The sequence below is a fragment of the Aeromonas sp. ZOR0002 genome (assembly GCF_963866995.1).
Classification (GTDB): domain Bacteria; phylum Pseudomonadota; class Gammaproteobacteria; order Enterobacterales; family Aeromonadaceae; genus Aeromonas; species Aeromonas caviae.
The window spans coordinates 34,570-55,198 of the sequence record NZ_CAWMFQ010000180.1 but is presented as its reverse complement, the minus strand read 5'-3'; the positions used below and the strand labels follow the sequence as shown (position 1 = coordinate 55,198).

Here is a 20,629-nt window from a genome sequence, read left to right as displayed (position 1 = left end):
ACCATGGGGAGACCGACGAGCCGCTACCGGCTGGCATGAGCCGCTGGCAGGCGGCCCTCACCTGCGGCCTGACCCAGTCCCACCAGGCAGATCCACTGCTGCGGCAATTGAAGGACAACCTCAGGGACGGTCTTCACATGGCCGCTGCCGTGGTGCCCACCATACTGTCCATCGGTCTGCTGGGCCTGCTGCTGGCAAAGCACACTCCCCTGTTCGATCTGCTGGGCTGGCTGCTCTGGCCACTGACCTGGCTGCTGGATCTCGGCGAACCGCTCGCCACCGCCAAGGCCCTCTCTGCCGGTCTGGCCGAGATGTTCCTGCCCGCCATCCTGCTCAAGGATGCCGACCTGCTGGTGCGCTATGTCGCGGCCGTGGTTTCGGTCAGCTCGGTGCTCTTCTTCTCTGCCTCCATCCCCTGCATCCTGGCCACCCGGATCCCGGTGAGCGTGGGACAGCTGGTGGTGATCTGGCTGCTGCGCACCCTGCTTGGCATCCTGCTAGCCGCCTTGTGCGGCAGGCTGGCGCTGGCCCTCGGCTGGCTCGGTTGACCAGGGCTCATAAAAAAACAAAGCGCCATCAGGCGCTTTGTTTTTATCGGGATTGTCTCAGGGGGCGATGACGGCGAACCGGCCGCTGTTGAAATCATCTATCGCCTGATGGATCTCTGCCTCGCTGTTCATGACAAAGGGGCCATAACCCACGATGGGTTCATCGATGGGCTCGCCACTCAGCAGCAACAAGCTGGCCTCGCCTTCCGCCTCCAGCATGAACTCCTCACCGTTGGGATCGAGCAGCACCAGTTGTGCTTCGCCCGCGCGCTCCTGACCGTTGATCAAGAGAGAGCCCTTGAGCACCACCAAGGCGCTGTTCCATCCCGCTACCGCCGGCAGCACCACGCTGGCCCCGCCTTTGAGCCGCAGATCCCAGATGTTCATGGGCGAGAAGGTTCGGGCGGGCCCCTCTACCTCGCCTTGTTGCAACCCGGCATCGTTCCCGGCGATGATGCGCACCCGCACATCGCCCTCCTTGAGGCTCAGTTGCGGGATGGTGTCGCTGGTGATGCCCTGATAACCGGGCGTCGACATCTTGTGTTTGGCGGGCAGGTTGACCCACAGCTGCACCATGTCGAGGGTGCCACCACGACGGGTGAACCCCTGGGAGTGGAACTCGTCGTGCATGATGCCGGCGGCGGCCGTCATCCACTGCACGTCTCCCGGACCGATGATCCCCCCCTGGCCGGTCGAGTCGCGATGGGCGACCTCCCCTTCATAGACGATGGTGACCGTCTCAAAACCACGGTGCGGGTGCTCCCCCACTCCCCTGGCATGATCGGCGGGCTCGAAATGTGCCGGACCCGCCCTGTCCAGCAGCAGGAAGGGGCTCAAGGCGCGGCCATGGGTCTGATACGAGAACAGCGAGCGAACCGGGAATCCGTCACCGACCCAGTGTTGTCGAGGGGCGCTGTAAATACCGATGACTCTTTTCATGATGCTCTCCTGGGTGATCGTCACGGGATGTGTCGTTGCTCGCATTGTGAGTCTGGAACGCTGCGTCCGGTAGACGTAAAATTGGCCATCAGTGTCCTATTTTGTGAACGATAACCCCATGCAACAGGATCTCAACGACCTCTATTTCTATGTCCAGGTGGTGGATCACGGGGGCTTTGCCCAGGCCGGCAGGGCCCTCGGCATGCCCAAATCGCGGCTCAGCCGCCGCATCGCCATGCTGGAAGAGCGACTCGGAGTGCGCCTTATCCAGCGTTCCACCCGCAGCTTCACCGTCACCGAACTCGGGCAGGCTTATTACACCCGTTGCCGGGCCATGCTGGTGGAAGCCGATGCGGCGCAGGATCTCATCGCCGCGACCCAGAGCGAGCCTTGCGGTCTGGTTCGCATCGCCTGCCCCATCGATCTTCTGCACGCCCACGTAGGGAGGATGCTGGTCTCCTTCGCCCTGGCCCATCCCAGCGTCAAGGTGCAGCTCGTCGGGGTCAACCGGGCGGTGGATCTGGTCGCGGAGGGGTTGGACATGGCGCTCAGGGTGCGACCACTGCCCCTGGAGGACAGCGATCTCGCCATGCGGGTGCTGGGTTATGCGACCCAGTGTCTGGTGGCAAGCCCGGCCCTTGTCGCGTCACTCGGCATGCCCCGGGCCCCCGCAGATCTGCTGTCATGGCCGAGCCTCGGTCATAGCGCCAGCCTGGAAGGCCATCACTGGACCCTGCTGGGCCCCGATGGGGCCCGGGTCAAACAGCACCACAGCCCCCGCTTTGCCACCACCGACATGCAGACATTGCGTCAGGGGGCGATCGACGGGCTCGGGGTCGTGCAACTGCCCACCATGATGATGAATGAGCCCCTGGCCGATGGCCGGCTGGTGCGCTTGCTCCCCGACTGGGCACCGCGCCAGGAGGTGATCCACGCGGTCTTCCCCTCACGCCGCGGTCTGCTGCCTGCCATCCGCGCCCTCATCGATCATCTGGTCGAGGGCTTCTCCCCCCTGGGGCAGGCAAGTACACAGCTCCCGCCATGATCTGTGCATGGCCGTTCCCGGGTGTGCTGACATGCAAAAGGCCAGAGCTTGGCTCTGGCCTTTTCATTTTTCCCCTTCTCAGAGGAGGGGAAACGGATACGGGCAGGATCCTCAGAAGGGCATTTTGAAGCCCGGGGGCAGTTGCATGCCGCCGGTCAGCTCGCCCATCTTGGCCTTGTTCTGCTCTTCCACGCGGCGCACGGCGTCATTGACGGCGGCGGCGACCAGATCTTCCAGCATCTCCTTGTCATCTTCCATCAGGCTGGGATCGATCTCGATACGACGCACGCTGTGGCTGCCGGCCATGGTCACCTTGACCATGCCTGCGCCCGCCTCGCCGACCACTTCCATCTGGGCCAGCTGCTCTTGCATCTTCTGCATGCGCTCTTGCATCTGTTGGGCCTGTTTCATCAGGTTACCCATTCCACCTTTACCAAACATAGATCGTCTCTCGTCTTGAAATCCGGCATCCAGCGCCGGGCTGTGGGTTCATCTGCCCTAAGTGGGGGCAGCCAAAAGTCTTTTCAACCGGGGACAAACCCCGGCACGGTTTTTTCACCGCAATTCAGCGACTCAGTGGTTCGATGCTCTCGGGATGGAGCACGGCGCCGAAACGCTGCTGCAAGAATTGTACGTTGGGATCCGCCGCCAGATCCCGGCTCACCTGTTCACGCACCCCGAGATAGAGACGATGCTCTATCTCGAGCGGCGTCTCCCGCGCGGGATCCGAGCCCAGGGTCACATCGATGTGAACCGGGCCGCCCAGCTCGGGACCGATGATCTCGGCCAGATCGGCGCGGGCCTTGTCGCTCACCAGATGGCGCTGCTCGGGTTTGAGCATCAGGGAGACCCGATTGCCTTCCCGGGTCATCACCGCGTTGATGGCCAGTTGACGCAGCCGACCCCCCACCCCGGTGCGGGCGATGAGCTCGGCCCAGGCGTCCCCGCAATTGACCAGCAAGGACGAGGGGATCAGACGGGCGACCTCCCCCTCCTCCTCGGGCTGGGCGTCGCTCTCCAGCGCATCCCAGTCGATGGTCTCCATCAACGCAATGGCGGGCTGAGGTTCGCTGGCAGCCACTGGAGGCGCGGCAGGCACCATAGCGGCAACCACAGGTGCCGCCGCATCCGCGCTGCCGGCGTCAGCGCCCAGATCCCAGGGCGGCAGATCCTCCTGCGAAGGAGGTGCCATGGTGGCGGGAGCTGGCTGGGCGGAAGTCACTGCCCGCGTGGGCAACGGGGCACTGGCAAACCCCTCGTCAAACCCCTGATTCAGATACTCTTCGTAGTCACTGGCCCCCTCTTCATAGGCATCGAGAGGAGGCAGGTCGTCATACCCTGTTTGCAAGGCAAGTCCCTGCCCCGGTATCTCGGGCCGCGCCGCTGGTTGCACCTCGGCCTGGGGCGAAGTCGCGACGGCAGGCATCGGGGCCGGTTTGGTCGCGGCCACCGGTTTGACGGGAGTGACCCGGGCAGGCGCGGCGTTTGCACTCTGCTCGCCACGCAGGCGGCTTCGCAGCAGATTGCGCTTGCCAAGCAGGCTCTGCATGCTGGAGGTCGAAGAGATGGCGACGTCTTCCCCTTGGACCTCAACCTGCTGCGTCAGCCCGGTGTCATCCGCCGCCAACGGCGCAGAGGCAGGCTCTGCAGGCGGACTGGCGGGCACCGCGGCCTCGTAGCCCATCCGTTCGGCCTCGCGCAGCAGCTCATCCTGCTCGGCAAAGAGCGGATCCAGCACTGCGCCCTCTTCCGCCTTGGGTGCGGGGGCGACGTGCTCGGCCGCAAGGACCGATGCTGGCGCGGCGGGAGCCTGTGGTGCTGCGCTGGCAGCCGGGGCCGGCTCAGCCCCCTGGGGCTTTCCCGGCAGGAGCGGCGCGTTTTCCCTCGCAGCCGCCATCACGCCGGTGTGCCCTGTCATGAGAGGCTGGGCCGCCAGGTTGGCGGGATGGACCACCTCGCGCCGGGGCGAGAAGGCCAGCATCCGCAGACAGGTCATTTCTAGTGCGGTGCGCCCGTCCGGGGCCCAGGGCAGATCCTTGCGCCCCCCCAGCACGATTTGATAGCAGAGCTGTACCTCTTCCGGGCTCATGGCTCCGGCGAGCTGCAGCAAGGCATCGGCATCCGCCCCCTGCTCCTGCACGCTCGCAGGCAGCAGTTGCGCCATGGCCACCCGGTGGAGCAAGGCTTCCAGCTCGGCGTGGAGCTGGTCGAAATCCGGCCCCAGGGTAGCAATCTCGGTGATCTTGGCCATGGTGGCCGGGGCATCCTGGCGCAGCACTGCCTCCAACAACTGGTGCAGGTGGTGATGATCGAGGGTCCCCAGCATGGTGAGCACGCTCTCCAGGCGCACGCTACCGTTGCCGTGGGCCAACGCCTGATCGGTGAGGCTCAGGGCATCGCGCATGCTGCCGTCAGCCGCCTTGGCCAGGGCCAGCAGGGCGCGAGGCTCGAAGGGTTGACCCTCCTGGTCCAGTACCCATTCGAGCTGCCTGGCAATCTGGGTCTGATCCAGACTCTTGAGATGAAACTGTAGGCAGCGCGAGAGGATGGTGATGGGGAGCTTCTGCGGATCCGTGGTGGCCAGCAGGAATTTCACATAGGGGGGCGGCTCTTCCAGGGTTTTGAGCAGCGCATTGAAGCTGTGGCGCGACAGCATGTGCACTTCATCGATGAGGTACACCTTGAAACGACCACGGGCCGGACGGTACTGCACGTTGTCGAGCAGTTCGCGGGTGTCTTCCACCTTGGTGCGGGACGCCGCATCGATTTCCAGCAGATCGACGAAATTGCCCTGATCGATCTCGCGGCAGGTATCGCACACACCGCACGGATGGCTGCTGATCCCCTGCTCGCAGTTGAGACTCTTGGCCAGAATGCGGGCGATGGTGGTCTTGCCCACCCCGCGGGTCCCGCTCAGCAGGTAGGCATGGTGAAGCCGTCCCTGATCCAGGGCATTGGTCAGGGCAGTCAGCACATGTTGCTGGCCGACCACTTGTTCAAACGTATGGGGGCGCCATTTGCGCGCCAAAACCTGATAGCTCATAGATCTCGATGCTGGGAAACGAGGCATTGAGGCTGGATGCTAACACAAATGGAGGGCTGGCTGTATGGGGGATGCGCCGCCTTGGGAGGGATCGCTTGAATTTCAAACCGGTGCCCGTTCAGGCACCGGTTTGCGGCAGAAAGCAGGGTGACGAGGCCTGCCGCGCGAAGGGGCGATTTACGCCCCCGCGAGTTCCACCAGAGAGACCACCTTGACGCCGGCGGCGGTCAGGCGGGCATCACCGCCCAGGGACGGCAGGGAGATGATGAAGGCAGCATCCGCTACCTCACCGCCGGCGCGGCGGATGAGCTTGACGGTGGCATCGACGGTGCCGCCGGTGGCCAGCAGATCGTCCACCACCAGCACCTTGTCACCGGGCACGATGGCATCGGTGTGCAGTTGCAGGGTGTCGGTGCCGTACTCCAGGGCGTAGGACTCCTCGATGACGGCGCGGGGCAGCTTGCCCGGCTTGCGCACCGGCACGAACCCCAGCCCCATGGCGTAGGCAACCGGGGCGCCGAAGATGAAGCCACGGGCCTCGGTGCCGACAATCTTGGTGATGCCTTGATCACGGTAATGATCGGCCAGCAGATCGATGGTGGCCTTGAAGGCCTCGGCATTCTCGATCAGGCTGGTGATGTCGCGAAACAGAATGCCCGGCTTCGGATAGTCGGGAATGGTCTTGATGCTCGCTTCGATAAACTTCAGGGTTTCCGGATTCATTATTTGACCGCTTATTTTTTGAGCCCTGCCATGGCGGCGCACGGGGTCTCCGCCTGGGGGCAATAAAAAGGCCCGTCACGCAAAAATGACGAGCCAACTCCATAGCATTATTGCCGCGATAGCTTAGGGATTTCACTTCTTCATTGCAACCGGCTCCAGCACCGGCAGACGCATCAACCAGGTGAGCAGGATCACCATTATGACAACCAGCAGCCACCTCACCCAGGGCAATGGCACCACCAGCAGCGATACCGAAAACGAGATCAGGATGAAGATGATGGCGCGGCGTCTGGCGTGACGGCGAATGCCGCGATACTGCTGCCAGTCGAGGATGGGGGGGCCAAACCAGGGATGCGCCAGCAACCAGCCATGAAAGCGGGGGGAGGAGCGCGCAAACAGCGCCGCCGCCAGCAACATGAAAGGAGTAGTCGGCAGCAGGGGCAGGACTATCCCGACTATCCCGGTGGTGAAGGCAAGCCAGCCCAGGGCCATCAGACACCAGCGTTTCATGGGTACTCCTCTGCATGTATCTCTGCCTTTAGCCTAACAGAGTTGGCCCGGAAGCTGACAGCCTGGCCCAGTCGGCGGCCGTCGATGGGGGCCATCGAGTGGGCAGACGGCTGACAATCCCGGCCATTGCCACTACAATCTGCGCTCTTTTTTCTCCCCTTGTCTTCGGAAGCAGCTATGCGCGTTATTTTGGCCCCCATGCAGGGGGTGCTGGATCACCTGATGCGGGAGGTCCTCACCTCCGTCAATGATTACGACCTCTGCGTCAGTGAATTCATCCGGGTGGTCGATCAACTGCTGCCCGCCAAGGTCTTCCATCGCCTCTGCCCCGAGCTGAAACAGGATGGCAAGACCCGTGCAGGGACCCCGGTACGGGTGCAACTGCTGGGACAACATCCGGAGTGGCTGGCAGAAAATGCCATCCGGGCCATCGAGCTCGGCTCTCCCGGGGTCGATCTCAACTTCGGCTGCCCTGCCCCCACGGTCAACAAGAGCAAGGGGGGCGCCGTGCTGCTCAAGGAACCCGAGACCGTCTATCGCATCGTCAAGGCGGTGCGGGAGGCCGTGCCTGCCCACCTGCCGGTGAGCGCCAAGATCCGCCTGGGATACGATGACAAGGATCTCTATCTGGACAACGCCCAGGCCGTCTATCAGGGGGGCGCCAACGAGCTGGCGGTGCATGCCCGCACCAAGCGCGAAGGCTACAAGGCGCCGGCACACTGGGAGTACGTGGACGCCATCCGCCGCGCCCTGCCCATCCCCGTCACCGCCAACGGCGAGATCTGGAACCATGCCGATGCCCTGACCTGTGCCCGGGTGTCCGGTTGCGATGCCCTTATGGTGGGCCGGGGCGCCATCTCCCTCCCCAACTTGGCCAACGTGATGAAGACGGGGTGTGCCCACATGAGCTGGGCCGAGGTACTGCAACTGATGGTGACCTACACCGAGCAGGATCTGGCGAGCGACAAGGCCGACTACTACCCGAGTCGCATCAAGCAGTGGTTCTCCTACATAGTGCGGGAATACCCCCAGGCCGACGAGCTGTTTCGTCGCATCCGCACCATCAAGACCGCAGAGGAGATCCGCTCCGCCCTCGAGCGCGAGTGCGCCTCACAGGCCTAGACTTGGCCGCCGCCCCGCGGCGCCCTATGATGAAGGCTCATTGACAGGAGGTCAGGATGCAGGGAGTGCCGGTCAACTTTACCCATCAGCACGACAGGGCCGATTTTCGCGCCCTGCCGGGGCAGCCTGCGACCGAGCTCTATCGCGCCCACATCCAGCACCACATCTTCGATCCCCATAGTCACGAGGGGTTTGGCCTCGGTGTCATCGAGTGCGGTGCCGAGCGCTTTCGCTATCGCGGCAGCCAGCTCCTGGCCGGTCCCGGCAGTCTGGTGCTGATGAACCCCGATGAGCTGCACACGGGCGAGTCAGCCTGCGAGCAAGGGTGGCGCTATCGCATGCTCTACCTGCCCGCCGATCGGCTCGAGGCCATCAGCGGCGAGCGCGACTGGTATTTCACCGATGCCGTGCGAAGCGATCCGCGCACTGCCCCCGTCCTGCAGGCGACCCTGGATGCCCTCTGGCACTGTGACAGCGAGCTCGCCGCCGACGGCCTGCTGCTAAGGGTGTGCGAGACCTTGCGCCCCCATGCCCGGGCCCTGGCGGCCCCGCGCGAAGCGGCCCACCCTCTGGGCCGCGCCATCGACTATATGCAGGCCTATTTCGCCCGCCCCATAACCCTGGCCGAGCTGGCTGGAGCGGTAAACCTCAGCCCCTACCACTTCCAGCGCAGCTTCAAGGCCCGCTTTCACGTCACCCCCCAGCAGATGTTGATGGCCATCCGCCTGCAGCGCGCCAAGGGGTGGCTGGCCGCCGGCCTGCCCGCTGCCGAGGTGGCCGCTGCCTGTGGTCTGGCCGATCAGTCCCACCTCAACCGTGCCTTCCTGCGCCGCTATGGCACCACCCCGGTCCGCTACCAGAAACAGGTGCAGGCTGGCCGCTAAAGCGCAATCTGGTTCAATACGCCCCCCTTCCCCCCTGCTAGGCTGGCCTCCTTCTTCTTTAGCGGATATGAAACATGTTGATCGGAGTCCTGTTTGCCCTGCTGGCCGGCCTGATGTGGGGGCTCATCTTCGTCGCCCCCCTCTTGGTGGACGGCTATCCCCCCGCCCTGCTCGCGAGCGGCCGCTACCTCGCCTTCGGCCTCATCGTGCTGCCGCTCGCCTGGCAGGCCCGCAAACACCTGGCGGCCCTCTCGACCAGCGACTGGCGAGAGGCCCTCACCCTCACTCTGGTGGGGAACCTCCTCTACTACTTCTGCCTGTCGGGGGCCATCTTGCGCATCGGCTCGCCCCTGGCGGCCATGTTTATCGGCACCCTGCCGGTGGTGACGGCCCTGGCCGCCAACCGCCTCTATGGCGCACGGGACGGTCGCCTCTCCCGCACCCGGCTCTACCCGTCCCTGGTGCTGATGGGGGCCGGCCTCTATCTGGTCAACAGCGCCGAGCTGACCTGGCACACCGAGGCGCGCACCGAACAACTGCTTGGGCTCGCCCTGGCGGTGGGCGCCGTGCTGTGCTGGACCTGGTATCCCCTGCGCAACGCCCGCTGGCTGCGCGAGCACCCGGGCCGCAGTCCGGCCGTCTGGGCCACCGCCCAGGGGCTGGTGACCCTGCCGGTGGCGCTCATTGCCTATCTCGGCAGCCTCGGCCATCTTGCCCTGAGCGCACCGGACTTTCCCCTGCCCTTCGGGCCGACGCCCCTGCGCTTCGTGCTGCTGATGGGGGCAGTGGGGCTCCTCTGCTCCTGGCTCGGCACCCTATGCTGGAACGAAGCGAGCCAGCGCCTGCCGACCGTGCTGGTCGGGCCGCTCATCGTGTTCGAGACTCTGGCGGGGCTCTTGTACGCCTTTATGCTGCGCGGGATCATGCCCCCCATGAGTACCCTGGTGGGTGTCGTCTGTCTGGTGGCGGGAGTGCTCTACGTCATCACCGGCAAGCCGCAGCACCTGCCGGAAAAACCCGTCAAAGCACGGTTAACTTGACTCATGTCATCTTGATAAACCGCGGGTTTCCCTATACTGGCCGAGTTTTATCACTCGTTTTTGGGGGCTGCTGTGTGTGAAGTGACGCAAGCCCGGTTGGCCGAATGGCATCAGCGCCTTCTGACCGACTGGGCGCAAACAAGAGAGGAGCTGATCCGTCAGCTCAAGGCCTGTCGACAAGATGACTGGGCACAGAAGGTGGAGCGCTGCGAGCGGGATCAACTGGTTGATCTGACCAGCCGTCTCGATCTGCCCGGGGTGGAACACAGCGTGGCACGCCTCAAGCGGCTCGACGCGGCGCTCTGCCAGATGGATCTGGGGCTCTATGGCTTCTGCTCCGATTGTGAGGAGCCGCTGCTCCCTGAACAGCTGGAACAGGATCCGACCCTGCAACGCTGCCCGCGCTGCGAAGCCCGCTACCGCAAGGGATTCCACGCTCACGAACTCTGATGGGGGCACCCTTTGTGCCCGCCATTTCCCTCCTCCACCCCTTCTCGCTTCCCATCATGACCACCCCCCTGGCGCGACGATCCCGGCAACCCCCGGGGGCAGCCGCACAGGCATGAAAAAGGGGAGTCATGGACTCCCCTTCTCGTACTGCGTACTCGTCACTGGGCCAGCAGGTGGCCTACCAGCTCATGACGCCACCCTTGCAGCAGCATGGGCTTGTCCGCCCTGGCCCGCTCCTCGGCACTCATGCGCCAGCTCCAGGTGAAGTACTGGTGGATGATCTTCTTGCTCGCCACCAGCTCCGGCGGAATGTTGCTGGCCTTGGCCTTCTCCTCCACCATGGCCTTGATGCGCTTGAGCTCGGCCTTGTACTGGGGGAAGTCCACCAGACGGCGGATGGGATCGGGCCAGCTAGCAGGGTCGCTCTGCTGGGCGGCGGCGACGATGTCCAGCATCCGCTTGCCGTGGATCTTGATCTCGATGGGCGAGAGGCCCAGCTCGTTGAGATCCCGAAGGGAAGCGGGACGACGCTCCGCCACCTTGAACAGGTGCAGCTCTTTGACCACGAAGTTGAGGGCGAGATCCCGGCGTACCGCTTCCTGCTGGCGCCAGGCGGCCAGCTCGCGCAGGATGGCCAGCTCGCGGCGACCCAGTTGCCAGGCGTTGACTATCTCGAGGTAGGCCTGACGGGGATCGCTGCCCTGGGTCTTGCGGGCGGAGTGGTTCTGGCACTCCTGCTCGAACCAGGGGAACTTGCCGCTCTCGCGCAGTCTGGCCATTACCTTCTCGTAGAGGGGCATGAGGTAGAAGACATCCGCCGCGGCATATTCCAGCTGACGAGGGGTAAGGGGGCGCGCCAGCCAGTCGGTACGGGCCTGATCCTTCTCAAGCTCGACCCCGAGGAATTCGTTGACCAGGGCGCCAAACCCCACCGACACGCCATGGCCCAGGAAGGCTGCCGCCAGCTGGGTATCGTGCATCTGGTTGGGCAGGTGACCCGCCTGATGCTGGATGAGTTCCAGATCCTCACCGGAGGCGTGCAGGATGGCAATCTGTCCGGCCCGACCGAGGCGCTGCCACAAACCGGAGAGATCCAGGGTCAGGGGATCGAGCAGGGCAAGCTGCTTGCCATCGTAGATCTGGAACAGACCGAGCTGGGGATAGTAGGTACGGGTGCGAACGAATTCGGTATCGATGGCCAGGGGAACGTCGGCCAGAGAAGCGAGATACTGATCCAGTTCGGCTTGCTGTGAAATGAGTTGATATTGCATCGTTGCCTGCACGTTGGTCGGATCCAGAAAGAAAAAACCGTGGATGTCCCACGGTTTTGCATAACGACAGCGCTGGACTGCAAAGCAGTGCATGCCGGTTACTGCTTGGCAATCTCCTCGTCGCGCAGCACGCGGCGCAGGATCTTGCCCACGTTGGTCTTGGGAAGTTCGTCGCGAAATTCTACCAGTTTCGGCACCTTATAGGCAGTCAGATGTTTGCGGCAGTGGGCAATTATCTCCTCTTCCGCCAGCTTTGCATCTTTCTTGACCACGAAGATCTTCACCTGCTCGCCGGACACCGGGTTGGGTACGCCGACGGCGGCCACCTCCAGCACCTTGGGATGCAGGGCCACCACGTCTTCTATCTCGTTCGGGTAGACGTTGAAGCCGGAGACCAGGATCATGTCCTTCTTGCGATCGACGATCTTGAAGAAACCCTGCTCGTCGCATACCGCGATGTCGCCGGTGCAGAGCCAGCCATCCTGCATCACCTCGGCGGTCGCCTCCGGGCGCTGCCAGTAGCCGGTCATCACCTGAGGACCGCGCACCTGCATCTCGCCGGGGGCACCCCGTTCGGTGACCTGGTTCCCCTCGTCATCCACCAGACGGATCTCGGTGGAGCAGACCGGCAGACCGATGGAGCCGTTGTAATCCACCAGATCATAGGGGCAGACGCTCACCAGGGGCGAGCACTCGGTCAGGCCATAGCCCTCCAGCAGCGGGGTGCCGGTCAGCCCCTTCCACTGCTCGGCCACCGCCCGTTGCACCGCCATGCCGCCACCGATGGTGAGCTTGAGCTTGGCAAAATCCATGCCCTTGAACTCGTCGTTGTTGACCAGGGCGTTGAACAGGGTGTTCACCCCTGTGATGCAGGTGAAAGGATACTTCTTGATCTCTTTGACAAAACCCGGGATGTCGCGGGGGTTGCTGATGAGCAGGTTGTAGCCCCCCAGACGCATGAACAGCAGGCAGTTCACCGTCAGGGCGAAGACGTGATAGAGCGGCAGCGCCGTGACCACAAACTCCTTGCCGCGCTCCAGCACGGGGCCATAGACACCGAGGCACTGCTCGACGTTGGCGATCATGTTGCGATGAGTCAGCATGGCCCCCTTGGAGAGGCCGGTGGTCCCGCCGGTGTATTGCAGGAAGGCGATGTCCTGGTTGCTGATCTCGGGTTTGATGTACTGCAGGTAGCGCCCCTTGGCGAGGGCCTGGCGCATGGTGCTGGCATGGGGCAGGTTGTACTTGGGCACCAGCTTCTTGACGTATTTGACCACGAAGTTGACCAGGGTCCCCTTGGCCAGCCCCAGGTTGTCTCCCATCCGGGTCAGGATCACATGCTTGACCGGGGTGTCATACACCACTTTTTCCAGGGTGTGGGCGAAGTTGGAGACGATGACGATGGCCTTGGCGCCGGAGTCTTTCAACTGATGCTCCAGCTCGCGCGGGGTATAAAGGGGGTTGACGTTCACCACCGTCATGCCGGCCCGCAGGATCCCGAATACCGCGATGGGGTATTGCAGCAGGTTCGGCATCATCACGGCCACCCTGTCCCCCTTGCCGAGCTTCAGCTCGTTTTGCAGGTAGGCGGCGAAGGCTCGGGACTGCTCCTCCAGCCGGCGGTAGGTAATGGTCTGCCCCATGTTGACGAAGGCGGGTTGATCGGCGAACTGGTTCACCGACTCTTCAAACATCTCGACCAGAGAGCCGTATTGGTCTGGATTGATCTCGGCGGGCACCCCTTCTGGATAACGCTTCAGCCAGACTCTTTCCACGAACTTCTCCTGCATAACTCGCACCTGTGCGCTCACTGTGTTGCCTCCGTCCCTGTCACATCCATTTCAATCAATTGTTTTAAGTTCATGCTCTAATGCCGCACATATTTACATAAGGCAACATCAATTAACAGTGAATTAACAACGGGAAATGTGAGGGAGAAAGCAAACCTGACATGATTCAAAGCCGCCGATCCTACCGGATTTGAGCGAAGTTTTCGATATAAACGGCGGTTTCTGATGAATTTTCCATATGAAAATGATGGCCTCCTGCCACTGTCACCCGTTCAATGTGGCCAAAGGCCGCCTCCCGCAACTGCCACTGTGCCAGGAGCCCGGGGAAGCCCTGCTCTCCCCAGATAAAGAGCACCGGACAGGCGATGGCCCGGATCAGGGCCTGGGCCTGCCCCTCGCTCATGCGCAGGGGGGAGAGATCGCGAAGACGGGGATCACTGCGCCAATACCAGCGCCCTGCCCGCGCCTCCAGCTGCCGCTCGCAGATAAGGCGTGCCGCACTCGAGGGAATGTCCGCCACCTTGCAGCGGGCAGCCACCGCCTCCTCGAGGGTGGCAAATCCACTGGTTGCACGCTCACGGGTACGAGTGCGGTTGAGGATGGCGCGGCGCAGCTGCCCCGGTACCTCCTCGTCGGGCTGGCTCAAGGGGCCGAGCCCCTCCAGCAGAATGAGCCGCTCGATTTGCTCGGGAAAAACGCCGGCATAGGCAGAGGCAATCAGCGCCCCCAGGGAGTGACCAAGCAGGATGAAACGCTGCCAGCCCGCGGCCTGGGTGATCTGGTAGAGATCATCCAGCCAGTCCACGAAGACATAGGAGGTGTGCTTGTGATCGGAGTGACCATGACCCGGCAGATCGACGCAGACCAGATGAAACGCCCCCAGCCAGGGGGCCAGAGGCAAAAAGCTGGCACCGTTGTCGAGCCAGCCATGGAGGGCCACCAGCAGCGGTCTGCCCTCCTGACCATTGTCCAGCAGGGCGATGTGCCGCCCGTCCGCCAGGCGCAGCCTGCGCTCCTGCAATGTCGCCGTCATCCGGGCTCCTCAGCGGCGCAGGGGCCGTCTGGGCCAGAAGGGATCATAGAAAGGATCGTAAAAGTAGGGATCCATGTAGCGGATCTCCACCTCCTTCACCGGTGGCCACAGCTTGCTCCCCGTCACCTTGAGTACCGAGAAGCGATACTTGTGCTCGCCAATCTGGCTGTCCACTGGCTTGTCGAGGGTGCCGAGCACCGTCAGGCTGCGACCCTTGGCATAGAGGGTCGGGTCGACAAACCCCTGCATGATGGCGAGAAAACGACCGGGGCTCTGCTCGGTCTGCTCCGGCACCCCATTGGACTTGAGGGGCAGATAGACCACCTCGATGACACTCTGATCCGCCTTGTTGTGGACCGCCGAGATGACACCGCTCCAGCGGGCCGGCTTGCCTTCCATCCCCTGCAGAGCGGGTTGATAGGCCACCAGCTGATCCGCAGGCTCATAGGCAAGCTCTTTGGGCACCGTGCTGCAACCGCCCAGCAGCAGCCCCACCAATCCCAGCATGATCACGGATTTTCTCATTCGTCTCTCCTTCATCGTCCGACAAAGCAGCCCGGGGCAGCCGCTGCCGTTTATTCGCGACCCGGCAGTTTCTTCCAGGTCACCTTGTCACGCAGATAGACAGGGGTGGCTTGCTCAACCGGCACCGCCTCACCCGCAAACCAGGCCTGGCGTGCCAGAGGCAGCATGTCGGCGGCCGCCGGGAAACGCACCTGGCTTGGCATCAGCACATCTGCCAGGCCGCCCAGGGTCTCGCCATAGGTTTCAAAACCGGTGCCAACGCAGCTCACCGCGCCAGTCAGCTTGTCACGGGCCTGCACCAGTGCGGCTGGCTCGCTCACCACCTCCTCGCCCACCAGCGTCATCACTCCGTCCACCAGGGCGTAGTGGCCGAAATAGACCTCGTCCATGCGCGCATCGATGGCGGCAAGCACCTGCTCGGCCCCTTCCAGCTTATGGGCCCCCTGGGCCATGGCCGCCAGGGTGGAGACACCGATCATCGGCACGCCGGCACCAAAGGCGAGCCCCTGGGCCACGCTGATCCCGATCCGTACCCCGGTGAAGGAGCCAGGCCCACGACCGAAGGCGATGGCGTCGAGCTCATCCAACGATAGACCGGCTTCATCCAACAGAGCCTGAACCATGGGCAGGATCTTGCGGGTATGGTCACGGGGCGCCTCTTCCCAGCGGGAAAAGAGGGTATCGCCCACCAAGAGGGCTGCGGAGCAGGCTTCGGTGGCGGTATCCACGGCCAGGATCTTCAACTCATCCATTCTTTTTATTCTCTTCACATCAGTCAGTTAAATCGTCAGCATGGCCAAGGCCTGCCGTCATGCATGGCCGGGGGCAATCAGCCCCGGCGCGGCGGACTCACTCCCGTGGTCCGAAAAATTCTCCCAGGGTCGCCAGCTCCCGGGTCCGTGGAATGGCAGGCAGGCTCTTGATGAAGGTGGCGCCATAGGGCTTGTTGACCACCCGAGGATCACAAATAACCAGTACGCCGTGATCACTGCGATCACGGATGAGCCGCCCCACCCCCTGCTTGAGGGCAATCACCGCCTTGGGCAACTGCAGCTCGGCAAAGGGATCCCCCCCCTTGAGCTTGCAATCCTCCACCCGTGCCTTGAGCTGGGGATCGTCCGGGCTCGCAAAGGGCAGCTTGTCGATGATAACACAGGACAATGCCGCCCCCCGCACGTCTATCCCCTCCCAGAAACTGCTGGTGGCCACCAGCACGGCCCGACCGTTTTCCACGAAGGTCTTGAGCAGCCGCTGCTTGTTGTCTTCCCCTTGCAGCAGGACGGTGCGGCCGATTTCCCGGCGTAGCACCTCAGCCACCTGGCGCATCACCTGATGGCTGGTGCAGAGGAAAAAACATCCCCCCGGCGTCTTGTTGATGAGGGGGATCATCAGGGTCGCCAGCTGCTCCCCGCGCCCGAAGGCATTGGGCTCTGGCAAGAAACGGGGTACGCACAGGCGCGCCTGCTCGGCGTAATCGAACGGACTGTCGAGAATGAGTTCGGCGCTGCCGGCCAGCCCCATCTCGGCGACGAAGTGGGCGAAGCGATTGTCCACCGTCAAGGTGGCCGAGGTGAAGACCCAGGCCACCTCGGGGCGCTGCACCTCGGTACCGAAGCGCTCGGCGACCGACAGCGGCGTCAGATTGAGGGTAAAGTGCAGACGCGAACAGTCATACCAGTAGGAGAAACCGGTCTGGTTGACCGCCAGCACCTCCCCAAGGCGGGTGCGCAGCTCGCTGATGCGCTCGAAACAGTGATCCAGCTGCTCCCCTCGACCGAGCGCCAGTTTCAGCACTTCATAACAGAGCCCGATGGCATCGTTGAGACGGGCCAGCGCCTGGGCCCAGAGGGATTGTCTCAGCAGATCCCGGGTGTTGCCGCGCCCCCCCTCCACGCCGAAGGCAAGGCGCAGATCCTGACTGGCAATGGCGAGCCTGTCCGCCGCCTTGCCAAGCTGGGCCATGTCATGAGCCTCTGCCCGGTAGGCGAGCTGGATATCCTGCGCCAAATCCTGGATGGTGCGGCTGCCCACGGACTTGCCGAAGTAGTGGCTGGCGATCTCGGGCAGCTGGTGCGCCTCGTCGAATACATAGACCTGCGCCTCGGGCACCAGCTCGCCAAAGCCGGTGTCTTTGACCGCCATGTCGGCGAAAAAGAGGTGGTGGTTGATCACCACCACCTGGGCGTCCATGGCACGGCGCCGGGCGATGACCAGGTGACAATCATCGTAATAGGGGCAGTCGCGACCCAGGCAGTTGTCGTTGGTGCTGGTGACGTGGGCAAGGATCTCGGCGTTCTCCTGTAGCCCCGGGATATCCCCCACATCGCCGTTGTCGGTGGCGGTCGACCAGGATTTGACCTTCACGAGATCGCTCAGGATCTCGGGCTTTTGCAGATGGGATTCACTCAACAGCCGGTTCATCCGCTCGATGCAGAGGTAATTGCTGCGCCCCTTGAGCAGTGCCACCGGCGGGGTGTAGTGAAGCGCCCCCGTGATGGTGGGCAGATCCCGATAGAAGAGCTGCTCCTGCAGATTCTTGGACCCGGTGCTGATCACCACCCGCTTGCCGGATTCCAGCGAAGGCACCAGATAGGCATAGGTTTTGCCAGTGCCCGTTCCAGCCTCCACCAGCAAGCGGCCACCTTGCTTGATGGCACGGGACACCGCCTCGGCCATCTCCAGTTGCGGGGCACGGGCCTTGAAGCCGTCAATATGGCGGGCCAGGGGGCCGTCTGGCTTGAACAGGGTCTGGATGATGGTCAAAGGCATGTCCCGCTGCAAAAGCGGGCATTATGCCAAAAGCGCGGAAAAAGCGGGACTGATAATGCGTTCAGACGAAGAGATCAATCCGGTGGTCCGGATCCGGTTTGTGATCATCATCCTGCACCGCTGGTTGATCAGGCTTTGGCGGCTGCTCTCTCTGCTGGTGATGCTGGCCACCGCCGCCATTGTCGGTGCCTATCTTGCGCAGCTGATGTTTCTGGCTGATCTGGGTCACCTCCCGCTTGATGTCATCCGGGCTCGGTGTCGAGGGTGCGCGGGGCAGGATGGGAAATAACAGGTCCTGGCTGGGCATGATGTCGCCTCCTTTGGCATCTCATTGTCTAGTTATCGACCAGAAAACCGTTTTCTCAACTTTAATCGTCCTGATCACATTTTTCGGTTGCATTTTCTGTCAAGGCAGGTAGTTTAAATCGGGCGTCAACAACGGCATCTGATTTGTAAAGGATTGATTACATCATGAAGTTCACCACCCTGAAGACTCATCATCACCATCATCATCCCGAATAGTCTTTCAGGAGGTTGACTGCTGGAAGACACTTAACTGGTGACTTCCAAAAGGACCGCAAGATTCATGAACCCTCGGAAGCACATACTTCCGAGGGTTTTTTCGTTTTTGACTAGAAGGAAATCGAGCAATGGAAACACAACGTCTGCGCATCGCCATGCAAAAATCCGGTCGTCTGAGCCAGGATTCCCAGGCCCTCTTCAAGAGCTGCGGCCTCAAGATCAACCTGCGGGAACAGCGCCTCATCGCCCATGTCGAGAACATGCCCATCGACATTCTGCGGGTGCGTGATGACGACATCCCGGGTCTGGTGATGGAAGGGGTGGTCGATCTTGGCATCATCGGCGAGAACGTTCTCGAAGAGGTGCAGCTCATCCGCGCAGCCCAGGGGCAGCCCTTTGCGGTGAAGACCCTCAAGCAGCTCGACTTCGGCGGCTGCCGCCTCTCTCTGGCGGTGCCGGACGATGTCAACTACACAGGACCCGAGAGCCTGGCCGGCAAGCGCATCGCCACCTCCTACCCCGGTCTGCTCAAGCGCTTCTTCGACGAGAAGGGCCTGGGCTTCAAGAGCGTGATGCTGGGCGGCTCGGTGGAAGTAGCCCCCCGCGCGGGTCTGGCCGATGCCATCTGCGATCTGGTCTCCACCGGCGCAACCCTGGAAGCCAACGGCCTGAAAGAGGTCGAGGTGATCTACCGCTCCAAGGCCGTGCTGGTGCAGGCCCCCAACCCCCTGAACGATGCCAAGCAGAAACTCATCGACAAGCTGCTGCCCCGCATCCAGGGGATGCAACAGGCGCGCGAAAGCAAATACATCATGCTGCACGCCCCCAAAGACAAGCTCGATGCCATCACCGATCTGCTGCCGGGGGCGGAGCGTCCCACCATCATGCAGCTCGCCGGTGACACCAACCAGGTGGCCCTGCACGTCGTCTCCAGCGAAACCCTGTTCTGGGAGACCATGGAACAGCTCAAGGCCCTGGGTGCCAGCTCCATCCTGGTGCTGCCCATTGAAAAGATGATGGAATAAGCCGAGATGATGGAATAAGGAAGACACATCATGCAGACCCTGATCTGGAAGACCCTCTCCCCCGCCCGGCAAGCCGAGGTCCTGACCCGGCCCGCCCTTGGCGACGAAGCCGACATCGGTACCGTGGTGCGAGACATCATTGCTGCGGTACGCAGCCGGGGCGATGAGGCCCTGCGCGAGCTGAGCCAGCGTTTCGAACGCGCGCCCCGCGAACAGCTTCGGGTGAGCGACGCGGAAGTGGATGCCGCCTGCGCTCGACTCGGTGATGACATCAAGGGCGCCATCGAGGCCGCCATCACCAATATCCGAACCTTCCACGCCGCCCAGGTGCAGCCCGTCGTTCGAGTCGAGACCCAGCCCGGGGTGCTGTGCGAGCTGCGCACCCAACCCATCAGCCGGGTCGGCCTCTATGTCCCGGGAGGCAGCGCGCCGCTCCCCTCCACCGTGATGATGCTGGCCATTCCGGCAAGCCTGGCCGGTTGCCGTGAGGTGGTGCTCTGTACCCCGTCTCCGGCGAGCGACGAGATCCTGTTTGCCGCCCGCGCCTGTGGCGTCCGTCAGGTGTTCGCCATCGGCGGCGCCCAAGCCATCGCGGCCATGGCCTATGGCACGCAAACCATCCCCAAGGTGGACAAGATCTTCGGCCCGGGCAACGCCTATGTGACCGAAGCCAAGGGCCAGGTTTCCCGTGACTGGCGGGGCGCCGCCATCGACATGCCAGCCGGCCCCTCCGAGGTGCTGGTGATCGCAGACGAGAGCGCCAACCCGGCCTTCGTGGCATCGGATCTGCTCTCCCAGGCCGAGCACGGCCCCGACAGCCAGGTGGTGCTGGTCACCACCTCCGCTTCCCTGGCCGATGCCATCGGCAGCGAGATCCAGGCGCAGCTCGCCGAGCTCAGCCGCCGCGACATCGCCGAGCAAGCCCTGAAGGCAAGCCTGGTGATCCTCTGCGACAACCTGGAAGAGGCCTGCGCCATCTCCAACGCCTATGCACCGGAACACCTCATCGTGCAGACCCGGGCCCCCCGGGATCTGCTGGACAAGCTCGAGAACGCGGGCTCCATCTTCCTCGGGGCATGGACACCGGAGTCGGTCGGTGATTACGCCAGCGGCACCAACCACACCCTGCCCACCTACGGCTATGCCCGCACCTGCTCGAGCCTGGGGCTTGCCGACTATCAGCGCCGCTACACGGTTCAAGAGCTCACTGCAGACGGCATTCGCGGCCTTGGCCCCATTGTCCAGCGCATCGCCCAGGCCGAGGGACTCGATGCCCACAAGCATGCCGTCACCCTCAGGTTGAACGCCCTGGCCGCCGAGCCCCAACAAACAGCACAGCAGAAGGATTTGTCATGAGCATCGTCAATCTGGCCCGTCGCGTCGTGCGGGC

Annotated in this window: 19 protein-coding genes, 1 pseudogene and 1 other annotated feature; of the genes and pseudogenes, 8 read left to right on the top strand and 12 right to left on the bottom strand. The window is 63.1% G+C overall.

The window, feature by feature from the left end:
- Positions 1-548 (top strand): annotated as a pseudogene (locus AACR77_RS10955) (YjiH family protein); the annotation flags it as partial.
- A 57-nt stretch (positions 549-605) separates the two neighbouring features.
- On the opposite strand, the gene AACR77_RS10950 reads toward AACR77_RS10955, so the two are convergent.
- Positions 606-1,487: a pirin family protein gene (locus tag AACR77_RS10950; RefSeq protein WP_039039144.1), complete on the bottom strand. Its 882-nt coding sequence runs from the start codon at positions 1,485-1,487 to the stop codon at positions 606-608.
- A gap of 118 nt (positions 1,488-1,605) precedes the next feature.
- On the opposite strand from AACR77_RS10950, the gene AACR77_RS10945 reads away from it, so the two are divergent.
- Positions 1,606-2,532, top strand: coding sequence for a LysR family transcriptional regulator (locus AACR77_RS10945; RefSeq protein WP_042881413.1), 927 nt, complete (start codon positions 1,606-1,608; stop codon positions 2,530-2,532).
- A gap of 111 nt (positions 2,533-2,643) precedes the next feature.
- Here AACR77_RS10945 and AACR77_RS10940 read toward each other — a convergent pair whose 3' ends face one another.
- The 4 genes from AACR77_RS10940 to AACR77_RS10925 form a co-directional block, all read right to left on the bottom strand.
- Positions 2,644-2,973, bottom strand: a complete 330-nt coding sequence (locus tag AACR77_RS10940; protein WP_005301028.1) for a YbaB/EbfC family nucleoid-associated protein — start codon at positions 2,971-2,973, stop codon at positions 2,644-2,646.
- Between the two features lie 124 nt (positions 2,974-3,097).
- Positions 3,098-5,575, bottom strand: a complete 2,478-nt coding sequence (dnaX, locus tag AACR77_RS10935; RefSeq protein ID WP_042881411.1) for a DNA polymerase III subunit gamma/tau — start codon at positions 5,573-5,575, stop codon at positions 3,098-3,100.
- Between the two features lie 177 nt (positions 5,576-5,752).
- Complete coding sequence (apt, locus tag AACR77_RS10930) at positions 5,753-6,298, bottom strand: adenine phosphoribosyltransferase (RefSeq protein WP_010674707.1); 546 nt, start codon at positions 6,296-6,298, stop codon at positions 5,753-5,755.
- 132 nt (positions 6,299-6,430) lie between these two features.
- The gene (locus tag AACR77_RS10925) at positions 6,431-6,808 is read right to left on the bottom strand and encodes a YbaN family protein (RefSeq protein WP_042881409.1); all 378 of its coding nucleotides are present in this window, start codon (positions 6,806-6,808) and stop codon (positions 6,431-6,433) included.
- A gap of 177 nt (positions 6,809-6,985) precedes the next feature.
- On the opposite strand from AACR77_RS10925, the gene dusC reads away from it, so the two are divergent.
- The 4 genes from dusC to AACR77_RS10905 all read left to right on the top strand — a co-directional run bounded on the left by dusC (position 6,986) and on the right by AACR77_RS10905 (position 10,304).
- Entirely contained in the window at positions 6,986-7,930 is a 945-nt protein-coding gene (dusC, locus tag AACR77_RS10920; RefSeq protein WP_042881408.1) for a tRNA dihydrouridine(16) synthase DusC, read from the top strand.
- Positions 7,931-7,986: 56 nt separating this feature from the next.
- Positions 7,987-8,814 (top strand): AraC family transcriptional regulator, encoded by an 828-nt coding sequence (locus AACR77_RS10915; protein WP_042881406.1) that lies wholly within the window; start codon positions 7,987-7,989, stop codon positions 8,812-8,814.
- Between the two features lie 74 nt (positions 8,815-8,888).
- A complete protein-coding gene (locus tag AACR77_RS10910) occupies positions 8,889-9,854 on the top strand; it encodes a DMT family transporter (RefSeq protein WP_042881404.1) in 966 nt (321 codons plus the stop codon).
- 81 nt (positions 9,855-9,935) lie between these two features.
- Entirely contained in the window at positions 9,936-10,304 is a 369-nt protein-coding gene (locus tag AACR77_RS10905) for a TraR/DksA family transcriptional regulator (protein ID WP_039039175.1), read from the top strand.
- A 158-nt stretch (positions 10,305-10,462) separates the two neighbouring features.
- Here AACR77_RS10905 and rnd read toward each other — a convergent pair whose 3' ends face one another.
- From rnd to AACR77_RS10870, 7 genes are all read right to left on the bottom strand, one after another.
- Positions 10,463-11,575, bottom strand: coding sequence for a ribonuclease D (gene rnd / locus AACR77_RS10900; protein WP_039039174.1), 1,113 nt, complete (start codon positions 11,573-11,575; stop codon positions 10,463-10,465).
- 98 nt (positions 11,576-11,673) lie between these two features.
- Positions 11,674-13,350, bottom strand: a complete 1,677-nt coding sequence (fadD, locus tag AACR77_RS10895) for a long-chain-fatty-acid--CoA ligase FadD (RefSeq protein ID WP_010674700.1) — start codon at positions 13,348-13,350, stop codon at positions 11,674-11,676.
- A gap of 196 nt (positions 13,351-13,546) precedes the next feature.
- Positions 13,547-14,398: an alpha/beta fold hydrolase gene (locus tag AACR77_RS10890; protein ID WP_042881402.1), complete on the bottom strand. Its 852-nt coding sequence runs from the start codon at positions 14,396-14,398 to the stop codon at positions 13,547-13,549.
- 9 nt (positions 14,399-14,407) lie between these two features.
- Positions 14,408-14,923, bottom strand: a complete 516-nt coding sequence (locus AACR77_RS10885; RefSeq protein ID WP_039039136.1) for a Slp family lipoprotein — start codon at positions 14,921-14,923, stop codon at positions 14,408-14,410.
- A gap of 50 nt (positions 14,924-14,973) precedes the next feature.
- On the bottom strand, positions 14,974-15,675 hold the full coding sequence (gene tsaB / locus AACR77_RS10880) for a tRNA (adenosine(37)-N6)-threonylcarbamoyltransferase complex dimerization subunit type 1 TsaB (protein WP_010674697.1): 702 nt from the start codon (positions 15,673-15,675) through the stop codon (positions 14,974-14,976).
- Between the two features lie 97 nt (positions 15,676-15,772).
- A complete protein-coding gene (locus AACR77_RS10875) occupies positions 15,773-17,692 on the bottom strand; it encodes an ATP-dependent DNA helicase (RefSeq protein WP_042881400.1) in 1,920 nt (639 codons plus the stop codon).
- A gap of 61 nt (positions 17,693-17,753) precedes the next feature.
- Entirely contained in the window at positions 17,754-17,999 is a 246-nt protein-coding gene (locus tag AACR77_RS10870; protein ID WP_010674695.1) for a hypothetical protein, read from the bottom strand.
- A gap of 190 nt (positions 18,000-18,189) precedes the next feature.
- Positions 18,190-18,318, top strand: a sequence feature (His leader region).
- A gap of 24 nt (positions 18,319-18,342) precedes the next feature.
- Here AACR77_RS10870 and hisG point away from each other — a divergent pair.
- Both hisG and hisD read left to right on the top strand, forming a co-directional pair.
- On the top strand, positions 18,343-19,239 hold the full coding sequence (hisG, locus tag AACR77_RS10865; RefSeq protein ID WP_010674694.1) for an ATP phosphoribosyltransferase: 897 nt from the start codon (positions 18,343-18,345) through the stop codon (positions 19,237-19,239).
- Between the two features lie 30 nt (positions 19,240-19,269).
- On the top strand, positions 19,270-20,595 hold the full coding sequence (gene hisD / locus AACR77_RS10860) for a histidinol dehydrogenase (RefSeq protein WP_042881398.1): 1,326 nt from the start codon (positions 19,270-19,272) through the stop codon (positions 20,593-20,595).
- Positions 20,596-20,629: the final 34 nt, after the last annotated feature.